At 72.4% G+C, this 24245-nt stretch carries 21 protein-coding genes and 3 tRNA genes; 13 read left to right on the plus strand and 11 right to left on the minus strand.

Annotation, left to right across the window (positions count from 1 at the left end; genetic code table 11):
* The first annotated feature begins 15 nt into the window (after positions 1 to 15).
* From ACFYOJ_RS30805 to ACFYOJ_RS30825, 5 genes are all read left to right on the plus strand, one after another.
* Positions 16 to 2241 (plus strand): DNA polymerase III subunit gamma and tau, encoded by a 2226-nt coding sequence (locus tag ACFYOJ_RS30805; protein WP_356557256.1) that lies wholly within the window; start codon positions 16 to 18, stop codon positions 2239 to 2241.
* A gap of 168 nt (positions 2242 to 2409) precedes the next feature.
* On the plus strand, positions 2410 to 3675 hold the full coding sequence (gene purD, locus ACFYOJ_RS30810; RefSeq protein ID WP_356557255.1) for a phosphoribosylamine--glycine ligase: 1266 nt from the start codon (positions 2410 to 2412) through the stop codon (positions 3673 to 3675).
* Positions 3676 to 4037: 362 nt separating this feature from the next.
* Positions 4038 to 5933 (plus strand): hypothetical protein, encoded by a 1896-nt coding sequence (locus ACFYOJ_RS30815; protein WP_356557254.1) that lies wholly within the window; start codon positions 4038 to 4040, stop codon positions 5931 to 5933.
* A gap of 200 nt (positions 5934 to 6133) precedes the next feature.
* Positions 6134 to 7660, plus strand: a complete 1527-nt coding sequence (locus ACFYOJ_RS30820) for a N,N-dimethylformamidase beta subunit family domain-containing protein (protein WP_356557253.1) — start codon at positions 6134 to 6136, stop codon at positions 7658 to 7660.
* A 136-nt stretch (positions 7661 to 7796) separates the two neighbouring features.
* The gene (locus ACFYOJ_RS30825) at positions 7797 to 8693 is read left to right on the plus strand and encodes a phosphoribosylaminoimidazolesuccinocarboxamide synthase (RefSeq protein ID WP_356557252.1); all 897 of its coding nucleotides are present in this window, start codon (positions 7797 to 7799) and stop codon (positions 8691 to 8693) included.
* A 49-nt stretch (positions 8694 to 8742) separates the two neighbouring features.
* Here ACFYOJ_RS30825 and ACFYOJ_RS30830 read toward each other — a convergent pair.
* The 8 genes from ACFYOJ_RS30830 to ACFYOJ_RS30865 form a co-directional block, all read right to left on the minus strand.
* A tRNA-Gly gene (locus ACFYOJ_RS30830) sits at positions 8743 to 8818 on the minus strand.
* 37 nt (positions 8819 to 8855) lie between these two features.
* Positions 8856 to 9470, minus strand: coding sequence for a response regulator transcription factor (locus tag ACFYOJ_RS30835; protein ID WP_356557251.1), 615 nt, complete (start codon positions 9468 to 9470; stop codon positions 8856 to 8858).
* Complete coding sequence (locus ACFYOJ_RS30840; RefSeq protein WP_356557250.1) at positions 9467 to 10804, minus strand: histidine kinase; 1338 nt, start codon at positions 10802 to 10804, stop codon at positions 9467 to 9469. Before ACFYOJ_RS30840 ends, ACFYOJ_RS30835 begins: the two co-directional genes overlap by 4 nt.
* A 50-nt stretch (positions 10805 to 10854) precedes the next feature.
* Positions 10855 to 11670, minus strand: a complete 816-nt coding sequence (locus ACFYOJ_RS30845) for an ABC transporter permease (protein WP_356557249.1) — start codon at positions 11668 to 11670, stop codon at positions 10855 to 10857.
* Positions 11667 to 12644: an ABC transporter ATP-binding protein gene (locus ACFYOJ_RS30850; protein WP_356557248.1), complete on the minus strand. Its 978-nt coding sequence runs from the start codon at positions 12642 to 12644 to the stop codon at positions 11667 to 11669. The genes ACFYOJ_RS30845 and ACFYOJ_RS30850 overlap by 4 nt, the downstream gene beginning before the upstream one ends.
* Positions 12645 to 12807: 163 nt before the next feature.
* Positions 12808 to 12880, minus strand: a tRNA-Gly gene (locus ACFYOJ_RS30855).
* A 99-nt stretch (positions 12881 to 12979) separates the two neighbouring features.
* Positions 12980 to 13051 (minus strand) — tRNA-Gly (locus ACFYOJ_RS30860).
* 136 nt (positions 13052 to 13187) lie between these two features.
* On the minus strand, positions 13188 to 13505 hold the full coding sequence (locus ACFYOJ_RS30865) for an Lsr2 family protein (protein WP_356557247.1): 318 nt from the start codon (positions 13503 to 13505) through the stop codon (positions 13188 to 13190).
* Between the two features lie 396 nt (positions 13506 to 13901).
* Between ACFYOJ_RS30865 and purS the strand changes: the two genes are divergently transcribed.
* Genes purS through purL form a run of 3 tightly spaced genes read left to right on the plus strand, consistent with a single transcriptional unit; the run spans position 13902 to position 17106 of the window.
* Entirely contained in the window at positions 13902 to 14174 is a 273-nt protein-coding gene (gene purS, locus ACFYOJ_RS30870; protein WP_356557246.1) for a phosphoribosylformylglycinamidine synthase subunit PurS, read from the plus strand.
* Complete coding sequence (gene purQ / locus ACFYOJ_RS30875) at positions 14171 to 14851, plus strand: phosphoribosylformylglycinamidine synthase subunit PurQ (protein WP_356557245.1); 681 nt, start codon at positions 14171 to 14173, stop codon at positions 14849 to 14851. Before purS ends, purQ begins: the two co-directional genes overlap by 4 nt.
* Positions 14848 to 17106, plus strand: a complete 2259-nt coding sequence (gene purL / locus ACFYOJ_RS30880) for a phosphoribosylformylglycinamidine synthase subunit PurL (protein WP_356557244.1) — start codon at positions 14848 to 14850, stop codon at positions 17104 to 17106. The genes purQ and purL overlap by 4 nt, the downstream gene beginning before the upstream one ends.
* 55 nt (positions 17107 to 17161) lie before the next feature.
* On the opposite strand, the gene ACFYOJ_RS30885 is transcribed toward purL, so the two are convergent.
* Entirely contained in the window at positions 17162 to 17395 is a 234-nt protein-coding gene (locus tag ACFYOJ_RS30885) for a Uma2 family endonuclease (protein WP_388598298.1), read from the minus strand.
* 135 nt (positions 17396 to 17530) lie between these two features.
* On the opposite strand from ACFYOJ_RS30885, the gene ACFYOJ_RS30890 reads away from it, so the two are divergent.
* From ACFYOJ_RS30890 to purM, 5 genes are all read left to right on the plus strand, one after another.
* Positions 17531 to 17839, plus strand: a complete 309-nt coding sequence (locus ACFYOJ_RS30890) for a hypothetical protein (protein WP_356557243.1) — start codon at positions 17531 to 17533, stop codon at positions 17837 to 17839.
* Between the two features lie 36 nt (positions 17840 to 17875).
* A complete protein-coding gene (locus ACFYOJ_RS30895; RefSeq protein WP_356557242.1) occupies positions 17876 to 18673 on the plus strand; it encodes a sterol carrier family protein in 798 nt (265 codons plus the stop codon).
* 36 nt (positions 18674 to 18709) lie between these two features.
* Positions 18710 to 19498 carry an META domain-containing protein gene (locus ACFYOJ_RS30900; RefSeq protein ID WP_356557241.1) on the plus strand — a complete coding sequence of 263 codons (789 nt, stop codon included), beginning with the start codon at positions 18710 to 18712 and terminating at the stop codon, positions 19496 to 19498.
* Positions 19499 to 19560: 62 nt separating this feature from the next.
* Complete coding sequence (gene purF, locus ACFYOJ_RS30905) at positions 19561 to 21090, plus strand: amidophosphoribosyltransferase (RefSeq protein WP_356557240.1); 1530 nt, start codon at positions 19561 to 19563, stop codon at positions 21088 to 21090.
* Between the two features lie 54 nt (positions 21091 to 21144).
* Positions 21145 to 22212, plus strand: a complete 1068-nt coding sequence (gene purM, locus ACFYOJ_RS30910) for a phosphoribosylformylglycinamidine cyclo-ligase (RefSeq protein WP_356557239.1) — start codon at positions 21145 to 21147, stop codon at positions 22210 to 22212.
* Positions 22213 to 22295: 83 nt separating this feature from the next.
* On the opposite strand, the gene ACFYOJ_RS30915 is transcribed toward purM, so the two are convergent.
* Together ACFYOJ_RS30915 and ACFYOJ_RS30920 are read right to left on the minus strand one after the other, a co-directional pair.
* A complete protein-coding gene (locus ACFYOJ_RS30915; protein WP_356557238.1) occupies positions 22296 to 22547 on the minus strand; it encodes a DUF3073 domain-containing protein in 252 nt (83 codons plus the stop codon).
* 402 nt (positions 22548 to 22949) lie between these two features.
* Positions 22950 to 24044 carry a Glu/Leu/Phe/Val dehydrogenase dimerization domain-containing protein gene (locus ACFYOJ_RS30920; protein ID WP_356557237.1) on the minus strand — a complete coding sequence of 365 codons (1095 nt, stop codon included), beginning with the start codon at positions 24042 to 24044 and terminating at the stop codon, positions 22950 to 22952.
* Positions 24045 to 24245 lie beyond the last annotated feature (201 nt).

The raw sequence follows: 24245 nt of genomic DNA on the forward strand, positions 1-24245 counted from the left end.
TATAACCTCGTATGCGTGTCGTCTCTCGCGCTCTACCGCCGTTACCGCCCGGAGTCCTTCGCCGAGGTCATCGGTCAGGGGCATGTCACTGACCCGCTGCAGCAGGCGCTGCGGAACAACCGGGTCAATCACGCGTACCTGTTCAGCGGTCCGCGCGGGTGCGGCAAGACGACCAGCGCGCGCATCCTGGCGCGCTGCCTGAACTGCGAGCAGGGCCCCACGCCGACGCCGTGCGGCGAGTGCCGGTCGTGCCGGGACCTGGCGAGGAACGGACCGGGCTCGATCGACGTCATCGAGATCGACGCCGCCTCGCACGGTGGTGTGGACGACGCCCGTGACCTGCGGGAGAAGGCGTTCTTCGGGCCCGCGCACAGCCGGTACAAGATCTACATCATCGACGAGGCCCACATGGTCACGCCGGCCGGCTTCAACGCCCTGCTCAAGGTGGTCGAGGAGCCGCCGGAGCACCTGAAGTTCATCTTCGCCACCACGGAGCCCGAGAAGGTCATCGGGACCATCCGGTCGCGCACCCACCACTACCCGTTCCGGCTCGTGCCGCCCGGCACCCTGCGCGACTACCTCGCCGAGGTGTGCGCCAAGGAGGACATCCCCGTCGAGGACGGCGTGCTGCCGCTGGTCGTGCGGGCGGGCGCGGGGTCCGTGCGTGACTCCATGTCCGTCATGGACCAGCTGCTGGCCGGCGCCGGGGACGACGGTGTGACGTACGCCATGGCCACCTCTCTCCTCGGCTACACGGACGGTTCGCTGCTCGACTCCGTCGTCGAGGCCTTCGCCTCCGGGGACGGCTCGGCCGCCTTCGAGGTCGTGGACCGGGTGATCGAGGGCGGCAACGACCCGCGCCGGTTCGTCACCGACCTGCTGGAGCGGCTCCGCGACCTGGTCATCCTCGCCGCCGTGCCCGACGCCGCGGAGAAGGGGCTCATCGACGCCCCGGCCGACGTCGTCGAGCGGATGCAGGCCCAGGCGCGGTCCTTCGGCGCGGCCGAGCTGAGCCGCGCCGCCGACCTCGTCAACGAGGGCCTCACCGAGATGCGCGGCGCCCACTCGCCCCGGCTGCAGCTGGAGCTGATCTGCGCCCGCGTGATGCTGCCCGCCGCGTACGGCGACGAGCGGTCGGTGATGGCCCGCCTCGACCGGATCGAGCGGGGCGTCCAGTTCTCCGCGGGCGCCGGTGCGCCGGCCATGGGGTACGCGCCCGGACCCGAGGCGCACGCCGGAGCCGCGGGTTCCGTGACCGCCGCACCGGTCCCGCCGGGCGGCGGCCCGGCCGCGGCCCGGGCGGCGGTGCGGACGCCGGTGGGCGGCGCCCCGGCCCCGGCCCCGGCCCCTGCACCTGCTCCTCAAGCCGCTCCGGCCCCTGCGCCCGCTGCCGCTCCCGGTGGGGGCGATGGTGCGGGTGCTCAGCCCCCGGCCGCTCCCGCGCCCGCCCCTGACCCCGCCGCTTCGGCACCCGCGCCCGGCGCCTGGCCCACCGCGGCTCCTGCGGGCGGTGGACGACGTCCCGGAGGATGGCCCACGGCCGTTCCGGCGGGAGGCGGTCAGCCCCGGACGCCGACCGCATCCGCGACAGCCGCCGCGTCGTCCGCCGCGCCCGTGACGCCTCCTGCCCCGGCCGCCACCCCGGCCGCGCCCCCGGCCGGCGGGCCCGACCCGCGCTCGCTGTGGCCCGACATCCTGGAGGCGGTCAAGAACCGCCGTCGGTTCACCTGGATCCTGCTCAGCCAGAACGCCCAGGTGACCGGCTTCGACGGCACCACCCTGCAGATCGGCTTCGTCAACGCCGGAGCCCGCGACAACTTCCAGAGCAGCGGCAGCGAGGACGTCCTGCGGCAGGCCCTGGCCGAGCAGTTCCACGTGCAGTGGAAGATCGACGCGGTGGTCGACCCCTCCGGCGGCTCGGCGCCCCCGCCCCCCGTCGGCCCGTCCGGCGGCGGCTACGGCGGTACCGGCGGCGGCACGCCCGTCCAGCGGCCGACGGCGCCGGCCCCCGCCGCCCCGCCGTCCCGCGGCGGCGGTGCTCCCACGGCGCCCACCGCGCAGGCCGCACCGACGGCCGCCCCCGCCCCCCGCCCCGCGGCGCCCGAGCCGCCCCCGGTCTCCCCCGAGGACGACATCCCCGAGGACGACGACCCCGACCTCGACGAATCGGCTCTCTCCGGCAAGGAGCTGCTCGTACGCGAGCTGGGCGCGACGGTCGTCGAGGAGATCGTGCACGAGTAGCCGCCACCCGCCACCCGCCACCCGCCACCCGCCGGAGCCGGGCGGCCGGGCAGGGCGGGCCGGACCGACCAGGCCGGACCGCGCTGGAGGAACGTACAAGCGCTCCGCGCCCGCCTCTTCGGAAGCCCGCACAAAGCGGCCCGGCCCGTTCCCATTAGGCTGACCCCCGTGAAGGTCCTTGTCATCGGCGGCGGCGCCCGCGAACACGCCCTGTGCCGTTCCCTGTCCCTCGACCCCGACGTCACCGCGCTGCACTGCGCACCCGGCAACGCCGGCATCGCCGAGGTCGCCGCACTGCATCCGGTCGACGCCCTCGACGGCGCGGCCGTGACCGCGCTGGCCACGGAACTCGGCGCCGACCTCGTCGTCGTCGGACCGGAGGCGCCTCTCGTCGCCGGCGTCGCCGACGCCGTGCGCGAGGCGGGCATCCCGGTCTTCGGCCCCTCCGGGCAGGCCGCGCAGCTCGAGGGCTCCAAGGCCTTCGCGAAGGACGTGATGGCCGGCGCCGGGGTGCCCACGGCCCGCGCGTACGTCTGCACGACCCCGGCCGAGGTCGACGCGGCCCTCGACGCCTTCGGCGCCCCCTACGTCGTCAAGGACGACGGGCTGGCCGCCGGCAAGGGCGTCGTCGTCACCGACGACATCGAGACCGCCCGGGCCCACGCGAACGCCTGCGAGCGCGTGGTCGTCGAGGAGTACCTCGACGGTCCCGAGGTCTCCCTCTTCGCCGTCACCGACGGTGAGAACGTGCGTCCCCTGCAGCCCGCCCAGGACTTCAAGCGCGCCCTCGACGGCGACGAGGGCCCGAACACCGGCGGCATGGGCGCGTACTCGCCGCTGCCCTGGGCCGATCCCAAGCTGGTCGACGAGGTCGTGGAGAACGTCCTCCAGCCGACCGTCGACGAGATGCGCCGCCGCGGCACCCCCTTCTCCGGCCTGCTGTACGCCGGTCTCGCGATCACCTCGCGCGGGGTCCGCGTGATCGAGTTCAACGCCCGCTTCGGCGATCCCGAGACCCAGGTCGTGCTGGCCCGCCTGCAGACCCCGCTCGCCGGTCTGCTGATGGCCGCCGCCACCGGCAACCTCGCCGACCTGCCGCCCCTGCGCTGGAGCGAGGACGCGGCCGTCACCGTGGTCGTCGCCTCCCACAACTACCCCGGCACCCCGCGCACCGGTGACCCGATCACCGGCCTCGACGAGGTCGCCGCCGAGGACGCGCCGCACGCCTACGTCCTGCACGCCGGCACCCGGCGCGAGGGCGACGCCGTCGTCAGCGCCGGCGGCCGCGTGCTGTCCGTCACGGCCACCGGCGCGGACCTCACCGAAGCCCGCGACCGTGCCTACCGGGCCGTCGCCCGCATCGGCCTCGACGGTTCCCAGCACCGTACGGACATCGCGGCGAAGGCCGCGGCGGAAGCCGCGAAGAGCGTCTGACCGGCCTCGGAGAGTCCTCCGTCGCCACCCGGTCCGACAGGCCCCGGATCCACCTCAGGATCCGGGGCCTGATCCTTGCTGTCCGTCACCCACCTTTCCCCAAAGCCATTCCATCGAGTGACCGATCCGCCATACGGCTGACGGGTGCGGAGGCCCCAACTAAGGTGCCGCGCAAGCATTCCGGCACTTGGCCCACCGGCATTGCGATGTCAGTGGCGGGTGCCACAGTGGGGGAAGTGAGCAACAGCCGGAGAGCAGCAGGACATGGCGCGGCAGGACATGGCGCGGCAGGGCGCGGCGCGGAGGCCGCGCGAGCGGCGCGCCGGCCGAGGGCAGTGACGAGGAGGGGGTGAGGTCGGGCCGTGACCGGTGCCGGTGGTGTGGAGAGGGGCGCGCAGGCCGCGCGCTCCCGGGCGCTGGCCGTGCTGCGGGTGCGCAGCCGGGCGCTGGCCGTCGCCCTGCTTCCCGCCGCCGTCGCCGTGGTCCTGCTCGTGGGCGGTTCCACCGGGCGTCTCGTGGGCGGGGGCTGGGACGCGGCCCGCTGGGCGGTGGGCGTCCTCGCGCTTCTCGTCCTGTCGGCCGCCGCGGGTGTCGCCCTGGTGGTCGCCCGCGCCCGCCCCGCCGTGACCCCGACGGTCGCCGTTCCCGAGGAGTCGGCGCCGGACCTGTACCGGATGGTGCGTGACCTCGCCGACCGGCTCGAGGTGCCGGCGCCGTCCGCGATAGCGCTCACCCCCGACTGCGACAGCTGGCTGGAGGACCGCACCCACCCGGCCCACGGCCCGCCGCCCGGGGACCGGCCCGGCGCCGCCCCCGGCCCGGGCGGCGCCGCGCGCCGCCGCACTCCCGGCGCGCCCGTCCTGGTCATCGGCTCGCCCTTCCTGTGGTGGATGCGTGTGGGCGAACTGCGCGCGGTCCTCGCTCCGGTCGTCGCCGGTACGGGACCGTCGGCGCACCCCGACATAGCCGCGGCCCGGCGCTTCGTACGGGGACTGGACGCCGCGGTGGCGGTGGCCGCGGCACACAGGGGCCGCCCGCTGTCCCGGATGGTGTACGGGGGCCTCGGCCGGGTGTCCCGGCTGCTGCTGCGCGGCTGTCGCGCGCACGCCGCCGAGATGGAGCGCGCGGTCGCCTCGGCGGCCGCCGAGCGCGCCCAGGCCGTGGACTACGGCCTGCGGATCGTCGCCCAGGAGCAGGTCGGGCTGGCGTACGCGGGCTGGGACCGGCTGCTGACCCGGGTGGCGCTGCCCGCCTGGCGGATGGGCCGGTGGCCCGCCCGGCTGGACATGGGGGTCGTCGCGGCCCTGACGGAGCTGTCCCGCAGGGACCGCCTGGCCGAGGGCTTCGCCTCCCGGCTGGGCGAGCGTCCGGCCTGCGACCTGCTGGAGGAGCCCGGAGCGATCGACGAGTCGGTCTCCCTGCTCGCCGCACGTCTCTTCCACGGGGGCCCCGCCGGGGCCGGCCCCGACTGGGCACCGGTGGGCTGGGAGGAGTACCCGGAGGAGGTCGTCGACCGGGCCTGGCGCGCGGACGCGGCCCGCCTCCACCGCGTCCTGGACACCCTGGGCGTCCGCCGCACCGCCGAGGACGCCGCACCGGGCACCGAGGGCCCCACCCTGGCCCGCGTCCTGGACCACCTCACCGACCGCCCGGCACCGGCGGCGGACCACGGGCCCGGGGGGCGAGACGGCACGGACGCCGAGCCCGGGGTCCGGACCGCGCTCCCCGCCGGCGACGCCGGTGACGGAGAGGCCCTCACGGGCACCACCACCGGGGACGACCGCCCGTACGCCCCCGCCCCCGCCGACGACGACCTCGCCGACACCACCCCCCGGGGCGCCGCCCTGGCCGCAGGGCTCAGTGCCCAGCTGGCGCGTGAGGAGGCGGGGACCGCCGCAACACCGTCCCCCGTCTCCCGGACGGCCGCCGGAACCGCCGGGGCTGCCGGGACCGCAGGTGGCACCGCCCTCTGGGACGACCGGGCGCTGCCCCTTCTCCCGCTCCAGCCCCCGCGCTCCGGCCGCGAGATCCTCACCGACCACATCACGGCGATGGTGTGCTGCGCCGCGATGGACACCGCCGGCGCCGTCCCCGGGCTCGACTGGCTCGACGGCCCGTCCCTCCTGGTCGACGGAGTCCGCGCACCGGACCTGGCCCCGCGCGTCCTCAGCCTCGTGGAGGCCGGTGACCCCGGCCCTCTGCGCGCCTGGCTGGCGGAGATCGGCATACGCCCCGAGAAGCCCGTACGCCTCGTCTGATCCCTCCCGGTGCGCCCCCGTTGCCGCCCCCACGCGCCTCACCGGTCCATGAACCGGACTTCACGGCTCCACTTTCAGTCACTTCCCAACGAACGGTGACAGTACGCGCGCGAAATGTGATGTGCTGGGAGCGATCGCGCACATGGCAAAGGCGTTCGTCATACGCACGACCACGGGGTCACGAGGGAGGGGGCGGTCCCATGGGGCCCGAGCACATCCGCCGCTGGGAATCGGGAGCACTCGCACACGCCGTGACGGATCCCTTCGGGCAGGGTCCCGTCCCCTGGCTGCGCGGCGGGGAGACCTACTTCAGCGACACCGGCCAGGTCGTCCCCTGGTACGTCGACCCGGATCCGGACCTGGACCCCTACGAGCCGGGGACCGGCTCCCGGAGGGGCACCGGCCGCCGGGACGCGCCCGAGCGGCGCTCCACCACCGGAGGGCCCCGCTCCGCCGACGACGTGCACCTCCAGATCAAGGGCTTCACCGCCACCGGAGCCGCCGCCCCCGGCGAGGCCATCGACTTCCACATCACCGTCGACCCGCCGCAGGAGTTCAGCGTCGACGTCTACCGGATCGGCCACTACGGCGGTGACGGTGCCGCCAAGATCACCACCAGTCCCCGGCTGTCCGGCATCGTCCAGCCCGCGCCGCTCACCGCCGACCGCACGGTCTCCTGCCACCACTGGTGGCTGTCCTGGCGGCTGCAGATCCCGACGTACTGGAACATCGGCGCGTACGTCGCCGTCCTCACCACCGCCGACGGCTACCGCTCCCACGTGCCCTTCACGGTCCGCGACGACCACCCCGCCGACCTGCTGCTGGTCCTGCCGGACATCACCTGGCAGGCGTACAACCTCTACCCGGAGGACGGCCGTACCGGCGCCAGCCTGTACCACGCCTGGGACGAGGAGGGCCGGCTGCTCGGTGAGGACGACGCCGCGACGACCGTCTCCTTCGACCGCCCCTACGCGGGCGCCGGACTGCCCCTGCACGTCGGTCACGCCTACGACTTCATCCGCTTCGCCGAGCGCTACGGATACGACCTCGCCTACGCCGACGCCCGCGACCTGCACTCCGGCCGCGTCGACCCGACGCGCTACCGGGGCCTGGTCTTCCCGGGCCACGACGAGTACTGGTCGGCGGCCATGCGCCGCACCACCGAGCGCGCCCGCGACCACGGCACCTCCCTGGTCTTCCTCTCCGCCAACACCATGTACTGGCAGGTGGAGCTGGCGCCCTCCCCCTCCGGCGTCCCCGACCGCCTGCTGACCTGCCGCAAGCGCCAGGGCCCGGGCAGGCCGGTGCTGTGGCGGGAGGCCGGCCGTCCCGAGCAGCAACTGCTCGGCATCCAGTACGCCGGACGCGTCCCGGAACCGCACCCGCTGATCGTCCGCAACACCGGTCACTGGCTGTGGGAGGCCACCGGCGCCCACGAGGGCGACGAGATCGAGGACCTGGTCGCGGGCGAGGCCGACCGCTACTTCCCCCGCGCCCCGCTCCCCGAGCACGACGAGCGGGTGCTGCTCGCCCACTCCCCGTACACCGACGTCCACGGCGCCCGGCGCCACCAGGAGACGTCGCTGTACCGGGCGCCGTCCGGCGCGTGGGTCTTCGCGTCCGGCACGTTCGCCTGGTCCCCGGCCCTGGACCGTCCGGGCCACGTCGACCCGCGTGTCCAGCGGGCCACCGCCAACCTCCTGGACCGCATCTGCAAACGCGACTGATCACGCCCGCGGCCACCCCGCCAGGCCCCCTGTCACCGCGTACGGGAGAATCGACGTACTTGGCCCTCCCGTCTCCCACCACCACCCTGGGGGAGCCCTACGGGCGCACCTTTTTGTTCAACCACGGGGAGGAACCGTGTCCGGATTCGTCGAAAAGCCCGAACCGACCGAGGTCCCGGGCCTGGTGCACCTGCACACCGGCAAGGTGCGCGACCTGTACCGGAACGAGGCGGGCGACCTCGTGATGGTCGCCAGCGACCGCATCTCCGCCTACGACTGGGTGCTGCCCACCGAGATCCCCGACAAGGGCCGTGTCCTCACCCAGCTCTCCCTGTGGTGGTTCGACCAGCTCGCCGACCTGATCCCGAACCACGTCCTGAGCACCGAGCTGCCCGCCGGCGCCCCCGCCGACTGGCAGGGCCGCACCCTGGTCTGCAAGTCGCTGCGGATGGTCCCCGTGGAGTGCGTGGCCCGCGGCTACCTCACCGGCTCGGGCCTGGCCGAGTACAACGAGACCCGCACCGTCTGCGGCCTCGCCCTTCCCGAGGGCCTCGTCGACGGCTCGGAGCTGCCCGCCCCGATCTTCACCCCGGCCACCAAGGCCGAGGTCGGCGAGCACGACGAGAACGTCTCCTACGAGGAGGTCGCCCACCAGGTCGGCGCCGAGACCGCCGCCCAGCTCCGCCAGGCCACTCTCGCCGTCTACTCCCGCGCCCGGGACATCGCGCGCGAGCGCGGGATCGTCCTGGCCGACACCAAGTTCGAGTTCGGCTTCGAGGGCGACGGCCTCGTCCTCGCCGACGAGGTCCTCACCCCGGACTCCTCCCGCTTCTGGCCGGCCGACCAGTGGCAGCCGGGCCGCGCGCAGCCGTCGTACGACAAGCAGTTCGTACGGGACTGGCTGACCTCGGCGGAGTCCGGCTGGGACCGGCGGAGCGAGCAGCCCCCGCCGGCGCTGCCGCAGCAGGTCGTGGACGCGACCCGCGCCAAGTACGTCGAGGCGTACGAGCGTCTGACGGGTGTGCGCTGGTAGGACGCGGAGACACGAAGAAGCCCCCGGTTGGAACCGGGGGCTTCTTCCGTGGAGCGAACGACGAGGTTCGAACTCGCGACCTCAACCTTGGCAAGGTTGCGCTCTACCAACTGAGCTACGTTCGCACTTCGCGCCGTGGATTTCTCCGTGGCGCGACAGCCACTATACCCAACCTCGCTCCCGCGCGAGACGCACCGCCGCGTGCCGGTTCTCCGCGCCCAGCTTGTTCGCGGCCGACGACAGGTAGTTCCGCACGGTCCCCTCGGCGAGCGCGGCCCGCTCGGCGATCTCCGCGACGGGCGCCCCGTCGGCGGCGTGCTCCAGCACCTCGGCCTCCCGCGCGGTCAGCGGCGAGTCCCCGGCGGAGATCGCGTCGGCGGCCAACTCCGGGTCGACGTAACGGTTTCCGGCGTGGACGGTGCGGATCAGCTCGGCGAGCCGCTGGGCGCTGACGGTCTTGGGGACGAATCCGCGCACCCCTGCCGCGAGCGCCCGTTTCAGATGCCCCGGGCGCCCGTGACTGGTCACGATCAGCACCTTGCAGGCGGGCAGTTCGGTCCGCAGCGATGTGGCGACCTTCACACCGTCGGCGCCGGGCATCTGGAGGTCCAGCACGGCCACGTCCGGGGCGTGGGCCCGTGCCATCGCCAGGGCCTCGGGGCCGGTGGCCGCCTCGGCGACCACGAGGAGGTCGTCCTCCAGGGAGAGCAGGGCGGCCAGCGCGCCGCGGATGAGGTGCTCGTCGTCGGCGAGCAGCACACGTACCGGGGCGGTCACGACGCGGCCTCCAGTGCCGTGGTCGCCGGCGGGGCGGTCTTCGGAGCAGGGGCGGCCGAGGGCAGCGGCACCTCGGCGGTGAGCCGGAACCTGCCCCTGCCGGCGCTCCCGGCCTCGAGCGTGCCGTCCACGGCGGACAGCCGCTCCCGCAGCCCCGCGAGCCCTGTGCCACCCGCGAGCCCTGAGCCACCCGCTGCACCGGAACCGCCCGGCACACCGGTGCCGCTCCCCGTACCGGTACCGTCCGGGTTCTTCGCCCCGGCCGGGTCCGTCACCCCGTCGTTCTCCACCGTCAGCACCACACGCCCCTTCGACCTCCGCACTCCGACGGCGACCTTCTCCGCGTTGCCGTGCCGCAGCACGTTCGTGGTCGCCTCCCGCACCACCCAGCCGAGCGTGGACTGCACCTCGGCGGGCAGCCCGGCCGCCGTGCCGCGTATCTCGCAGTCGATCCCGGCAGCTCCCAGCACGCCCCGGGCGCCGGCGAGTTCGACCTCCAGGTCGGCCTCCCGGTAGCCGCGGACGACGTCCCGGACCTCCCGCTGCGACTCCTGCGCGATGCGCTGCACCTCGATCATCTGCTCCACCGCCTCGGGCCGCCCGCGCCGGGACAGCTGGACGGCCAGTTCGCTCTTGAGCGCGATCACGGCCAGGTTCCGTCCCATCACGTCGTGCAGGTCGCGGCCGAACCGCAGCCGTTCCTCGGCGACGGCGAGCCGGGCCCGGGTCTCCCTGGCCTCGTCGAGCTCGTACACCGCGTTGAGCAGCCAGACGGAGAAGACCGCGGTGAAGGCGAGGAAGCCGCTGCCCGTCAGCACCAGGCACGTGATCACCAGCCCGATGGGACCCGGCAGGCCCAGCGGGAACGACAGGACCCCGGCACCGAGGGCGAAGCCGACGGCGATGGCGGCGACCCGGCGCCGGTCGCGCACCCCGAGGGCGATGTTGCCGGCGCCGAAGCACAGCACTCCGGCGAAGATCCCGCCGGCCGCGGTGTCCACGCCCCCGCCGCCCGGCCAGCGCTCGGCCAGGACGACCGCGCCGACGGCGATCACCGCGGTCAGCGCGGTGAGCGCCCACAGCAGCCGTACGGGCTGCTCACGCCGGCCGCGCGTCCAGTCCAGGGCCCGGGAGGCGACCAGCATGCACATCGCGGCGTGTGCGACGACCAGCAGGGACAGCGCGGCCGCGAGCCGCGCCCCCACCTGGTCGAAGTTCGACACCCCCAGCGCGAGGACCTCGGTGAGTCCGAAGAAGTGGAAGGACCACCGTGTGTACGTCTCCACCTTCGCGGGCGTGCTCTTCCGCCCCCACCAGCGCCGCGGCCTGCGCATGTCCCGGCTCCCCCCGCTCTCGCTCTTCCCGGTCCGGGTCTCCCCGTACGTCAGTGTCGCGGTTCCCAGCGGAACCGCCGCCGTACAGCAAACACGGCGAGCACGGTCCAGGCCACCGCCGTGGCCAGGGCGCCCAGTGACTCGTACACGGACAGGTCGCCGGTCCAGCCGCCGCGCACCAGGGTGATGACGGGGGTCAGCGGCAGCAGCTCGCAGACGGAGGCCAGCCGGTCGGGCAGCATCTCGAGCGGGATGAACAGGCCGGAGCCGAACATCGACACGAAGGTCAGCGGCAGCGGGGTGACCTGCGCGCTCTCCCCGGTCCTGGTGAAGCTCGCGGTGACCGCGGCGAGCGCGGCGCACAGCACCAGGCCCAGCAGCAGTCCGACGACGGCCAGGTGGGGCGCGGGCGGGACGGGCAGGTCGAGCAGGACGAAGCAGCCGGCCGTGAGCAGCAGGCTCTGCACGAGCCCGCCGAGGACGGCCGGCATCGCGGATCCGGAGAGGATCTCGACGTCCCGCAGTTCCCCGGTGCGCAGCCGCTTGAGGACGAGTTCCTCGCGCCGGACGACGAAGACGCCGACGAGCGCCGAGTAGACGGCGAAGAGCAGGGAGAAGCCGACCGCGGCGGGCAGGACGAGGGTGCCGGTGGTCAGTCCGGCCTCGGCGAGGTCCATCTCCTGGGACGCCGAGTACACGCTGAGCGGCAGCACCAGCGGCACGAACAGCGAGGCGAAGAGGGTGCCCCTGTTCCGTCCGAGCAGGGTCAGTTCGGCGCGGGCCAGTGCCGTCATGCGGCTCATCGGCGTGGTGACGCCCGTTCGTCCGGTGCCCGGGGCGCCCGTCTTCGTGTCCGTGGCGCTCATGCCGCGTACTCCTTCTTCGTCGTCGTGGTCGTCCCGGACTCCCGCGCGGCCGCCTCCTTGGCGATGCTCAGGAACGCCTCCTCCAGGGACGCCGACCGCACGTCCAGGCGGCGCAGTTCGACCTCTGCCCGCTTGGCCCACACCAGCAGTTCCGTGGCCGCGCGCTGCAGTTCGCGGGTGCGCAGCCGGACCAGCCGGCCGTCGGTCTCGTGGTCGATCACGCCGAGGCCGTCGAGCGGCGGCAGGTCTCCCACGAAGTAGCCCTCGGGCAGTTCGAAGGAGATCTGCGACGGCTGCGAGGCGGTCACCTCGGCCGGGGTCCCGGTGGCGGCGATCCGGCCCTCGTGCATGATCGCGAGCCGGTCGGCGAGGTTCTCGGCCTCCTCCAGGTAGTGCGTGGTCAGCAGCACGGTCGTACCGCCGTCGCGCAGCGCGCTCACCAACTCCCAGGTCTCCCGGCGGCCTTCGGCGTCCAGTCCGGTGGTGGGCTCGTCGAGGAAGAGCACCTCGGGGTCGCCGAGCAGGGCGAGCGCCAGGTCCAGGCGGCGCCGCTGGCCGCCGGAGAGCTGCTTCACCCGGACCTTGGCCTTCGACTCCAGGCCGACCCTCGCCAGGACGTCCGCCGGCGGCCGTGCCCCGCTCACGCATCCCGCCCACATCCGCGCGGTCTCCGCGACGGTCAGTTCGGACGGGAAGCCGCCCTCCTGGAGCATCACTCCGGTACGGGGGCGTACGGCGGCCCGCTCGGTGTACGGGTCGTGGCCGAGGACGCGCACCCGTCCGCCCGCCGGGGCGGCGAGGCCCTCCAGCAGTTCGACCGTCGACGTCTTTCCGGCGCCGTTGGTGCCCAGCAGCGCGAAGATCTCTCCGCGGCGCACGGAGAAGTCGATCCCGCGCACCGCCTCGAACCCGCCCCCGTACACACGTCGCAGGTCGGTGACCTCAATCACGTGTTCGTGTTCGTCTGATCGCATGCTCCGAGCATCGCGGAGCAGAGGGCCGGCCGACAGTGCGCGTCGTCATCGGCCGTCATGACAAATGTCAGAACGGCCCCGCCGTCCCGGGACGGCTGCTTGTCCCGGCGATCGGAATGCACGAAAAGACCCCGGTCCTTGGAGGACCGGGGTCTGATTCCCGAGCGGACGACGAGGCTCGAACTCGCGACCTCAACCTTGGCAAGGTTGCGCTCTACCAACTGAGCTACGTCCGCATTGCCCCCGACCGGCCTTCACCGATCGGTGCGAGCACCAGCCTACCTGATCCTCCCCCAGAGGGGGGACCCCCATCCGTGATCGGTACGGCGGTGCGGAGCGGGTGACAGGAATTGCACACTGCGCCTTCCCCCTGGAAGGGGGATGTTCTACTACTGAACTACACCCGCACGGTCCGTGAGCCGGGGCCCTTCGGCCTCGCCCCTCGGCGTGCTCCAGACTTTAGCTGATCACCCGGGGTGTCGCGCAAGTCGGTTGCCGCGAGGGGTGGCTGAGCGGACGTCGGCCGCCCGGCCCGCCGGCCGATCACTGCGCCTCGGCGAACGCCTCGTACACCCTCTTCGGGATCCGGCCCCGTGCGGGCACGTCCATCCGGTTCGCCTGCGCCCAGGCCCGTACGGCCGCCGGGGCGGGGGCGACCTCCGTCTGCCGGTAGGCCCTGCCGGAGCGGGACCGCTTGCGGCCGGCCGCGACGTAGGGCTCGAGAGCCTCGCGCAGTTTCCGGGCATTGGCTTCGTTCAGGTCGATCTCGTACGTCCGTCCGTCGACTCCGAAGGCGATCGTCTCCGCCGCTTCCGAGCCGTCGATGTCGTCGAAGAGAGTGACCACGACACGCTGCGCCACGAATATCGGTCCCTTCGTGCGGCATCTCCGCCTTGACGTGCCAGGACGCCGTGAAGATGCCGACTGTTCGCCTGTAATTGGGCAAAGCATCGGCTGATGACATTTCATTTGTACAGTGCCTGGCATTGCCATGGGAAGTCCGACTAAATCTCTTCGCGTGTCCGGAATCAAGACGAGAGCGCGGTGACTTCGATTGAAGGGTGATGGTGGGAGGTGGGTGGGCGCAATAGCGGGACGGTGGGAGATCCGGGATCTTTCCCGAAGCTTTTCCCGGAGGTTCCCGCCCGAAGGGGAATAGTGACCGGTGTCACGTAGAATCCTCCAAGGCTACGCGCGTAGAAATTTTGTACGGGTAGTCTGAAGGAACCTGCTCAGCACCACACACCGGGAGTGCCAGTGGCACGCGTCGTAGTCGACGTCATGCTCAAGCCGGAGATCCTCGACCCCCAGGGCCAGGCGGTGCAGCGCGCACTGCCGCGACTGGGTTTCGAAGGGATCTCGGACGTCCGCCAGGGAAAGCGATTCGAACTGGAAGTGGACGGGCCGGTCGACGAGGCCGCCCTCGCCCGCATCCATGATCTTGCGGAATCCTTCCTCGCCAACACCGTGATCGAGGACTTCACCGTCAAGGTCGAGTCCGGGGACGTGGCCGCGGGGGCGGCGAAGTGACCGCTCGTATCGGTGTCGTCACTTTCCCCGGCAGCCTCGACGACCGGGACACGCAGCGCGCGATCCGCGTCGCCGGCGCCGAGCCCGTGGCGCTCTGGCACAAGGACAAGGACCTCAAGCAGGTCGACGCCGTGGTGCTGTGCGGCGGCTTCTCCTACGGCGACTATCTGCGCGCCGGTGCCATCGCCCGCTTCTCGCCGGTGATGGACACGGTCATCGACCAGGCCAAGGCCGGTCTGCCGGTCCTCGGCATCTGCAACGGCTTCCAGATCCTCACGGAGGCCCACCTGCTGCCCGGCGGCATGCTCGGCAACGACCACCTGCACTTCATCTGCCGTGACCAGAAGCTGCGGGTGGAGAACGCGGACACCGCCTGGACCGGCGACTACAGCGCCGGGCAGGAGATCCACATCCCGCTGAAGAACATGGACGGGCGCTACGTCGCCGACCGGCGGACGCTGGACGAGCTGGAGGCCGAGGGCCGTGTCGCCTTCCGCTACCTCGACGTCAACCCGAACGGCTCGCTCAACGACATCGCCGGCATCACCAACGCGGCGGGCAACGTCGTCGGTCTGATGCCGCACCCCGAGCACGCCGTCGAGCCGCTGATCGGCACCGGCCGCACCGACGGCCTCCCGTTCTTCACCTCGATCCTCAAGAAGCTGGTCAACGCATGAGCCGGACGCCTCTGGACACGGTCGAGCACGCGGCCGCGACCCCCGACGTCGAGCTGCCCTGGGCCGAGCTGGGCCTGAAGAAGGACGAGTACGAGAGGGTCGTGGAGATCCTCGGTCGCCGCCCCACCGGCGCGGAGCTGGCCATGTACTCGGTCATGTGGTCCGAGCACTGCTCGTACAAGTCCTCCAAGGTCCACCTCCGCCAGTTCGGCGAGAAGGCCCCCGAGTCCGACGCGATGCTCGTCGGCATCGGCGAGAACGCCGGTGTCGTGGACGTCGGCCAGGGCTACGCGGTCACCTTCAAGGTCGAGTCGCACAACCACCCCTCCTACGTCGAGCCCTACCAGGGCGCGGCCACGGGTGTCGGCGGCATCGTCCGCGACATCATCGCGATGGGCGCGCGTCCGGTCGCGGTCGTGGACCCGCTGCGCTTCGGCGCCGCCGACCACCCCGACACCAAGCGCGTCCTGCCGGGCGTCGTCGCAGGCATCGGCGGCTACGGCAACTGCCTGGGCCTGCCCAACATCGGCGGCGAGGTCGTCTTCGACGCCTGCTACCAGGGCAACCCGCTGGTCAACGCCGGTGCCATCGGCGTCATGCGGCACGAGGACATCCACCTCGCCAAGGCCTCCGGCGCCGGCAACAAGGTCATCCTCTACGGCGCCCGCACCGGCGGCGACGGCATCGGCGGCGCGTCGATCCTGGCGAGCGAGACGTTCGACGACGCGAAGCCGTCGAAGCGCCCCGCCGTCCAGGTCGGCGACCCCTTCCAGGAGAAGCTCCTCATCGAGTGCACGCTGGAGGCGTTCGAGGAGAAGCTGGTCGTCGGCATCCAGGACCTCGGCGCGGCGGGCCTGTCCTGCGCCACCAGCGAGCTGGCCTCCAACGGCTCCGGCGGCATGCGCGTCACCCTGGACGACGTACCGCTGCGCGACTCCACGCTCTCGCCCGAGGAGATCCTCATGAGCGAGTCGCAGGAGCGCATGTGCGCGGTGGTCGAGCCCGACAAGGTCGACCGCTTCCTGGAGATCTGCGACAAGTGGGATGTCATCGCCACCGTCATCGGTGAGGTGACCGACGGCGACCGCCTGGAGATCTTCTGGCACGGCGAGAAGATCGTCGACGTCGACCCGCGCACCGTCGCCCACGACGGCCCGGTCTACGAGCGCCCCTACGCCCGCCCCGAGTGGCAGGACGCGCTCCAGGCCGACGACGCGAACAAGCTGCCCCGGCCGCGGTCCGGCGAGGAGCTGAGGGACCAGGTCCTGAAGCTGGTGTCCTCCCCGAACCAGGCGTCCAAGCAGTGGATCACCCAGCAGTACGACCGCTTCGTGCAGGGCAACACCGTCCTCGCCCAGCCCGAGGACTCGGGCATGATCCGTATCGACGAGGAGACCGGCCTCGGCGTCGCCATCGCCACGGACGGCAACGGCCGGTACGCCAAGCTCGACCCGTACACGGGCGCGCAGCTGGCCCTCGCGGAGGCGTACCGCAACGTCGCCACCACCGGCGCGAAGCCGCTGGCGGTCTCCGACTGCCTGAACTTCGGCTCGCCGGAGGACCCGGCGGTCATGTGGCAGTTCGCGGAGGCCGTGCGCGGCCTGGCCGACGGCTGCCAGCAGCTCGGCACACCGGTCACGGGCGGCAACGTCTCCCTCTACAACCAGACCGGCGAGGCCGCCATCCACCCCACCCCGGTGGTCGCGGTCCTCGGCGTCATCGACGACGTGGCCCGCCGCACGCCGGTCGCCTTCCAGGAAGAGGGGCAGCTGCTGTACCTCCTCGGCGACACGCGTGAGGAGTTCGGCGGCTCGGCCTGGTCCCAGGTGATCCACGACCACCTCGGCGGCCTGCCCCCGAAGGTCGACCTGGAGCGGGAGCGCCTCCTCGGCGAGATCCTGATCTCCGCCTCCCGCGACGGCATGATCGACTCCGCGCACGACCTGTCCGACGGCGGTCTGGTCCAGGCGGTCGTCGAGTCGGCGCTGCTCGGCGGCAAGGGCGCGCGTCTGGTCGTCCCGGACGGGCTCGACGCCTTCACCTTCCTCTTCTCCGAGTCCGCGGGCCGCGCCGTCGTCGCCGTCCCGCGCTCGGAGGAGCTCCGCTTCACCGACATGTGCGGTGCGCGCGGCCTTCCGGTCACCCGCATCGGCGTGGTGGACGGCGACGCGGTGGAGGTCCAGGGCGAGTTCACCCTCCCCCTGGCCGAGCTGCGCGAGGCCCACGAGGGCACCATCCCGGCGCTGCTGGCGTAAGCGGCCGTACCCGGCGAGGTCCCGCCCGGAAGCGACCGGGCGGGACCTCGCCGTCTCATCGCACGTAGTTCTCGAGGATCTCCGTGCCGAGTGCGATGCCGACCGGATCGGGGAGGAGGACCGTCTCGCCGAACTTCGCGACGCGGACGTCCCGGTAGCCACCGGCCTGCCGGTCCGGGCCGCTGTGCACCGTGACCGTGCAGGTGTGCCGGTCGATCAGGAGGTACAGCGGGATCCCCGCCTGCCGGTACGCGTCGCCCCGGGGCCTCCCCTTCACCTGGCAGGGCATCGGCGTCCCTCGCCGCGGAGAGTTCCTCGACGTGGCGAGGGTCCGCAGGCCGGGCTTGACCTGAAGCGCGGTTGAGCTTCTAGCGTCGGGCGCGTCGATGTCGGCGTACCGGAGACGTACGGGAGAGGAGCGGTCATGAGGACGCTGGTGCTGGGCAGGACTGCGGTCAGGGTGACGGCGGTGGTGGACACGCTGCGTGCCGACGGATTCGACGCGGAGGGAGTGACCACCGACGAGGAGGCACGCGAGCTCCTGGAGTCGCAGGAGTTCGGCGTCATGGTCATCGGCGGCGGTGTGGGACCGGACTCCCGCGCCGCCCTCAAGGAGTTCGCGGCCCAGTGCCGGGTGCGGCGCGTGATCGACGGCGCGCTGACGGAGCCGTTCGACGCCTACGTGCGCCGGGAGTTCGAGCCGGTGATCCGGGAGACCGCCGCCGAGGAGTGACACGGCCACTCCCCGGGCTCGTCTAGGCTCGCCGCCATGCCGCCCGCCAGGAAACGCGCCCGCAGCTACGACCCCGCCCGCACCCGTACCGCCGTGTTCGCCCAGCTCGGGCATGTCCGGGACGCCGTCCGCACCCTCGGTCCCGAGCAGCTCGCGCTGCCCACCCGACTGGGCGACTGGACCGTACGGGAGCTGGTGGCGCACATCGGGATGGCCGTGACCGCCCTGCACCGCGCCGTGGAGCGGCCCGCCCCGCCCAGGCAGGACGTCCGGGTCGTCGAGTGGCCCTTCGCCACCGCCGGGAACTCCGCCGCGATCGCCGACTTCACCCGGAAACTCGCCGCGGACCACCCCGACCCCGACGCCCACCTCGCCGACGTCGAGGAGAGCCTGCGCACGCTGCTCGCCGAACACCCCGGCAGCCGGCTCCTGGAGACCAACGCCGGCGCCCTGCCGCTGGACGACTACCTCGTCACCCGCACCGTCGAACTCGTCGTCCACACCGACGACCTGAACGCCGCCGTGCCCGGCCTCGGCATCCCCCACGACCGGCAGGCACTGGCCACCGCCACCCGGCTGCTGGCCGACGCGCTCGCCGTGAAGGCGCCCGGCGGCTCGACCGAGGTGCGGGTGCCGCCGTACGCCGTCGTGCAGTGCGTGGAGGGGCCCCGGCACACCCGTGGCACCCCGCCGAACGTCGTCGAGACCGACCCGCTGACCTGGATCCGCCTGGCCACCGGGCGGCTGGCCTGGGCGGACGCCGTGGCGGACGCCCAGGTGAGCGCGAGCGGGGAGCGCGCCGACCTCGGGGGACTGCTGCCGCTGATGCGCTGAGGGGAACCAGATCCTCCGCGCCTCCGTCGAATCGTCATGTACAGGCAGAAGCAGAAGCAGCAGCGCAGCATGACCCTGACCGTGGCCGCCGTCGCCGTGCTCGTGCCGCTCGCGGCGGCCTGCGGCAGCGAGAAGGCCGGCGGCAGCGGCTCCGTCGGCGCCGGCACACCCGTCACCGGCGTCCGGTGGAGCATCGACTCCGTCACCGTGGACGGCACCACCCACCAGGCACCCGACTCGGCACGGGTCCGGATCGACGACGGCGGCGAGGCGTCGGGCAGCACCGGCTGCAACACCTTCGGCGCCCGCGCCACCGTCGACGGCGACCGCGTCCGGCTCAGCGACGCCACCTTCACCGAGAAGGGCTGTACCGACACCCCCGCCGGCTTCGAGAAGTCCCTCGGCCACGTCCTCGGCGCCGAACTCACCGCCAGGGCCCACGGCGAACGGCTCACCCTGACCACCCCCGACGGCGACACCGTCGAGCTCAGCAGGGAGCGGGACGCACCCCTGTACGGCACGAAATGGGCCCTCACCGAACCGGGGCCGAAGGGCCGCGCCCACCTCACCTTCGACCGGGACGCGAAGTCCGTGAGCGGCCGCCTCCCCTGCAACCGCGTCAGCGCCGGGGCCACGGTGAGCGACGGACATATCACCCTCGGCACACCCGCCACTACCCGAATGATGTGCGAAGGCTCACTCATGGACGCCGAGAAGCGGACACTGCGTCTCTTCGAGGGCCGGGCCGAGTACCGGATCGTCCAGGACACCCTCACGCTGACCAGCGAAGACGGCGTCACCGTCCGGGCCGTCGCCGACCGGTGAGCCCCGGGTGAGCCGGGATCCCCAATTCGGACCAGTGGTCGACCTCCCCTACACTCGGGAACGTGCCACGTGGTGACGGTCGACTCAATCACGATCTACTCCCCGGCGAGAAGGGCCCCCAGGACGCTTGCGGCGTCTTCGGTGTCTGGGCTCCGGGTGAAGAGGTCGCAAAGCTCACGTACTTCGGGCTCTACGCCCTCCAGCATCGGGGCCAGGAATCCGCGGGAATCGCGGTCAGCAACGGCTCCCAGATCCTCGTCTTCAAGGACATGGGCCTCGTGTCCCAGGTCTTCGACGAGACCTCGCTCGGTTCGCTCCAGGGTCACATCGCGGTCGGTCACGCCCGCTACTCGACGACCGGCGCCTCCGTGTGGGAGAACGCCCAGCCGACGTTCCGGGCCACCGCGCACGGTTCCATCGCGCTCGGCCACAACGGCAACCTCGTCAACACCGCCCAGCTCGCCGAGATGGTCGCCGACCTGCCCAAGCAGGAGGGCGGCCGCGCCCCGCGCGTGGCGGCCACCAATGACACCGACCTGCTCACCGCGCTCCTCGCGGCCCAGACCGACGAGGACGGCAAGCCGCTGACCATCGAGGAGGCGGCCGCGACGGTGCTGCCCCAGGTGCGCGGCGCCTTCTCCCTCGTCTTCATGGACGAGCACACCCTCTACGCCGCCCGTGACCCGCAGGGCATCCGCCCGCTGGTCCTCGGCCGCCTGGAGCGCGGCTGGGTGGTCGCCTCGGAGTCCGCCGCCCTCGACATCTGCGGCGCCTCCTACGTCCGCGAGATCGAGCCGGGCGAGTTCGTCGCCATCGACGAGAACGGCCTGCGCACTTCCCGATTCGCGGAAGCGAAGCCCAAGGGCTGTGTCTTCGAGTACGTCTACCTGGCCCGCCCGGACACCGACATCGCCGGCCGCAACGTCTACCTGTCGCGCGTCGAGATGGGCCGCAGGCTGGCCGCGGAGGCCCCCGCCGAGGCCGACCTGGTCATAGCGACCCCGGAGTCCGGCACCCCCGCCGCCATCGGCTACGCCGAGGCGTCCGGCATCCCCTTCGGCAACGGCCTGGTGAAGAACGCCTACGTGGGCCGCACCTTCATCCAGCCCTCGCAGACCATCCGCCAGCTCGGCATCCGCCTGAAGCTGAACCCGCTGAAGGAAGTCATCAAGGGCAAGCGGCTGGTCGTCGTCGACGACTCCATCGTCCGCGGCAACACCCAGCGGGCCCTGGTCCGCATGCTCCGCGAGGCCGGCGCCGCCGAGGTCCACATCCGGATCTCCTCCCCGCCGGTGAAGTGGCCCTGCTTCTTCGGCATCGACTTCGCGACCCGCGCCGAGCTCATCGCCAACGGCATGAGCATCGACGAGATCGGCACCTCGCTGGGCGCCGACTCCCTGGCGTACATCTCCATCGACGGCATGATCGAGGCGACCACCATCGCCAAGCCGAACCTGTGCCGCGCCTGCTTCGACGGCGAGTACCCGATGGAGCTCCCCGACCCCGAGCTGCTCGGCAAGCAGCTCCTGGAGACCGAGCTGGCCGCCGGGCCCGCCGCGACGGCCGCTGCCGACGCCATCCGTCGCCCGTAGCCGTCCGTCCGCCATACCTGCCGTACGACACAAGAGTCAGAGGTTCTCATCGTCATGTCTGACACGACCGGTGCCAGCTACGCAGCCGCGGGCGTCGACATCGAGGCGGGCGACCGCGCCGTCGAGCTCATGAAGGAGTGGGTGAAGAAGACGCAGCGCCCCGAGGTCCTCGGCGGCCTCGGCGGCTTCGCCGGCCTCTTCGACGCCTCCGCCCTCAAGAACTACGAGCGTCCCCTGCTCGCCTCCGCCACCGACGGCGTCGGCACCAAGGTCGACATCGCCCGGCAGCTCGGCGTCTACGACACCATCGGCCACGACCTGGTCGCCATGGTCATGGACGACATCGTGGTGTGCGGCGCCGAACCGCTGTTCATGACCGACTACATCTGTGTCGGCAAGGTCCACCCCGAGCGGGTGGCCGCCATCGTCAAGGGCATCGCCGAGGGCTGCGTGCTCGCCGGCTGCGCCCTGGTCGGCGGCGAGACCGCCGAGCACCCCGGTCTGCTCGGCGAGGACGACTTCGACGTCGCCGGCGCCGGCACGGGCGTCGTGGAGGCCGACCGGCTGCTGGGCCCGGACCGCATCCGCGAGGGGGACGCGGTCGTCGCCATGGCGGCGTCCGGTCTTCACTCGAACGGGTACTCGCTCGTCCGCCACGTCCTGCTGAACGAGGCCGGCCTGGCCCTGGACGCGCACGTGGACGACCTCGGCCGCACTCTCGGCGAGGAGCTCCTGGAACCGACGAAGATCTACTCGCTGGACTGCCTGGCCCTGATGCGCACCACCGACGTGCACGCCTTCAGCCACGTCACCGGCGGCGGTCTCGCGGCCAACCTGGCCCGCGTGATCCCCGACGGCCTGCACGCGACCGTCGACCGCTCCACCTGGACCCCGGCCCCCGTCTTCGACCTCGTCGGCCGGACGGGCAAGGTCGAGCGCCTGGAGCTGGAGAAGACCCTCAACATGGGCGTCGGCATGATCGCCGTCGTGCCGCAGGAGTCCACGGACGTGGCGCTGGCGACCCTCGCCGACCGAGGCGTCGACGCCTGGGTGGCCGGCGAGATCACCGCCCGCGGCGACCACGCCACGGGCGCCACGCTGACCGGCGACTACGCCCGCTGAGCCCGGCGGCGCCGACACGATGCGGGTAGCACAGAACCCGGTCGGTGACCTGAGTCACCGACCGGGTGATGTTCCGTGCAGGGTCAAGCGCCGCGACGATGCTGCGGGGACTGGCCGTCCTCGTCCTCGTCGTCGTCCGCATAGAGGTCCGCGTACCGTGCGTACACGTCGTCGTCCTGCTCATCGTCCTCGAATTTCCCGCCGTTAGGCGGTTGTGCATTCGACGGCGATGCGCCCAGCTCCTCGGCCAGGCGGGAGAGATCAGTCCCACCGCTGTTGTACTTCAGCTGGCGGGCGACCTTCGTCTGCTTGGCCTTGGCCCGGCCGCGCCCCATGGCTCGACCCCCTCAACGACGGGGCTCGACGGCCCCAGAGTCTTGACACGCGTTCATGGTCCGGAACGGGCTCTCCGTGAAGAGACCGGTCCGTAGGGCTTCCACGGTACCTGAGCCCACGCCCCTACGGTACGTCGCCCGTAGGACGCGCCTGCGCCCAGGACCGACGAGGCGCCCCGTCCTCGCTGGTCAAAGGCGATTTTAACCACGTTTCGGCGGTCGACCCGCCGGACAAAGTGAGAGTTCTCTCCAACTGCCCGCCGACGGGTACCGGTCATGCTTTCGAATACGGCCTCGGAAGGCCCCCGGGCGACCCCGTGCGGCCCCCGGAAGATCGGGAAGACCTGTCGAGTGTCCCGCCGCAAACCACTCCGGCGGGACACCCGACAGGGCCGTCTCCGGTCAGCTTCCCGCGCGCGCTTCCGCCATGCGCTGCTCGGCGATCCGGTCGGCCGCCGCGGCCGGCGGGATACCGTCCGACTTCGCACGTGCGAATATGGCCAGCGTCGTGTCGTAGATCTTCGCCGCCTTGGCCTTGCACCGCTCGAAGTCGAAGCCGTGCAGCTCGTCGGCGACCTGGATGACACCGCCGGCGTTCACCACGTAGTCGGGCGCGTAGAGGATCCCGCGGTCGGCGAGGTCCTTCTCGACGCCCGGGTGGGCGAGCTGGTTGTTGGCCGCGCCGCACACCACCTTCGCGGTCAGCGCCGGCACGGTGTCGTCGTTCAGCGCGCCGCCGAGCGCGCAGGGGGCGTAGATGTCCAGATTCTCCACCCGGATCAGCGCGTCCGTGTCGGCGACGGCGATCACCGACGGGTGCCGCTCGGTCAGGGCCCGCACGACGTCCTTGCGCACGTCGGTGACGACCACGTGCGCGCCCTCGGCGAGCAGGTGCTCGACCAGGTGGTGGCCGACCTTGCCGACGCCGGCGACGCCGACGGTGCGGTCGCGCAGCGTCGGGTCGCCCCACAGGTGCTGGGCGGCGGCCCGCATGCCCTGGTAGACGCCGAAGGAGGTGAGGACGGAGGAGTCGCCCGCGCCGCCGTTCTCGGGGGAGCGCCCGGTCGTCCACCGGCACTCGCGTGCCACGACGTCCATGTCGGCGACATAGGTGCCGACGTCGCAGGCGGTGACGTAGCGGCCGCCGAGCGAGGCGACGCACCGGCCGTAGGCGAGCAGCAGCTCCTCGGTCTTGATCTGCTCCGGGTCGCCGATGATCACGGCCTTGCCGCCGCCGTGGTCGAGACCGGCCATGGCGTTCTTGTACGACATCCCGCGCGCGAGGTTCAGCGCGTCGGCGACGGCCTCCGCCTCGCTCGCGTACGGGTAGAAGCGCGTACCGCCGAGGGCGGGACCCAGGGCGGTGGAGTGGATGGCGATGACGGCCTTCAGGCCGCTGGCCCGGTCCTGGCAGAGCACGACCTGCTCATGACCGCCCTGGTCCGAGTGGAACAGGGTGTGCAGTACATCAGCAGGTGCGCCGGTTACGTCGGTCACGGTGGTGACTCCTGTGTGGGTACGGCGGGTGGTGGCTGCCCCGTCGGGTCCCCGCGCTTGTGGCAGTGGGGAGGGCGGCGGGGCTGTGGCACGAGATTAGAGCCTGCCGGCACCGGTCCGCCGCACAGTGCGGGGCATCACCTCCGCAAGGAGTACGGCCGTGCGACGATTTGCTGAGATTCCCGCGCGTTTGTGATCGGT

This window comes from Streptomyces sp. NPDC006384 (genome assembly GCF_042870695.1).
Lineage (GTDB): Bacteria > Actinomycetota > Actinomycetes > Streptomycetales > Streptomycetaceae > Streptomyces.

Excerpts from the sequence above, each read along its gene's own strand:
- ACFYOJ_RS30820 (WP_356557253.1), top strand. The coding sequence starts at position 6,134 with ATGGGGCCCGAGCACATCCGCCGCTGGGAATCGGGAGCACTCGCACAC.
- ACFYOJ_RS30840 (WP_356557250.1), bottom strand. The coding sequence starts at position 10,804 with ATGCGCAGGCCGCGGCGCTGGTGGGGGCGGAAGAGCACGCCCGCGAAG.
- ACFYOJ_RS30845 (WP_356557249.1), bottom strand. The coding sequence starts at position 11,670 with ATGAGCGCCACGGACACGAAGACGGGCGCCCCGGGCACCGGACGAACG.
- ACFYOJ_RS30850 (WP_356557248.1), bottom strand. The coding sequence starts at position 12,644 with ATGCGATCAGACGAACACGAACACGTGATTGAGGTCACCGACCTGCGA.
- purL (WP_356557244.1), top strand. The coding sequence starts at position 14,848 with ATGAGCCGGACGCCTCTGGACACGGTCGAGCACGCGGCCGCGACCCCC.
- ACFYOJ_RS30885 (WP_388598298.1), bottom strand. The coding sequence starts at position 17,395 with ATGCCCTGCCAGGTGAAGGGGAGGCCCCGGGGCGACGCGTACCGGCAG.
- ACFYOJ_RS30890 (WP_356557243.1), top strand. The coding sequence starts at position 17,531 with ATGAGGACGCTGGTGCTGGGCAGGACTGCGGTCAGGGTGACGGCGGTG.
- ACFYOJ_RS30895 (WP_356557242.1), top strand. The coding sequence starts at position 17,876 with ATGCCGCCCGCCAGGAAACGCGCCCGCAGCTACGACCCCGCCCGCACC.
- ACFYOJ_RS30900 (WP_356557241.1), top strand. The coding sequence starts at position 18,710 with ATGTACAGGCAGAAGCAGAAGCAGCAGCGCAGCATGACCCTGACCGTG.
- purM (WP_356557239.1), top strand. The coding sequence starts at position 21,145 with ATGTCTGACACGACCGGTGCCAGCTACGCAGCCGCGGGCGTCGACATC.
- ACFYOJ_RS30915 (WP_356557238.1), bottom strand. The coding sequence starts at position 22,547 with ATGGGGCGCGGCCGGGCCAAGGCCAAGCAGACGAAGGTCGCCCGCCAG.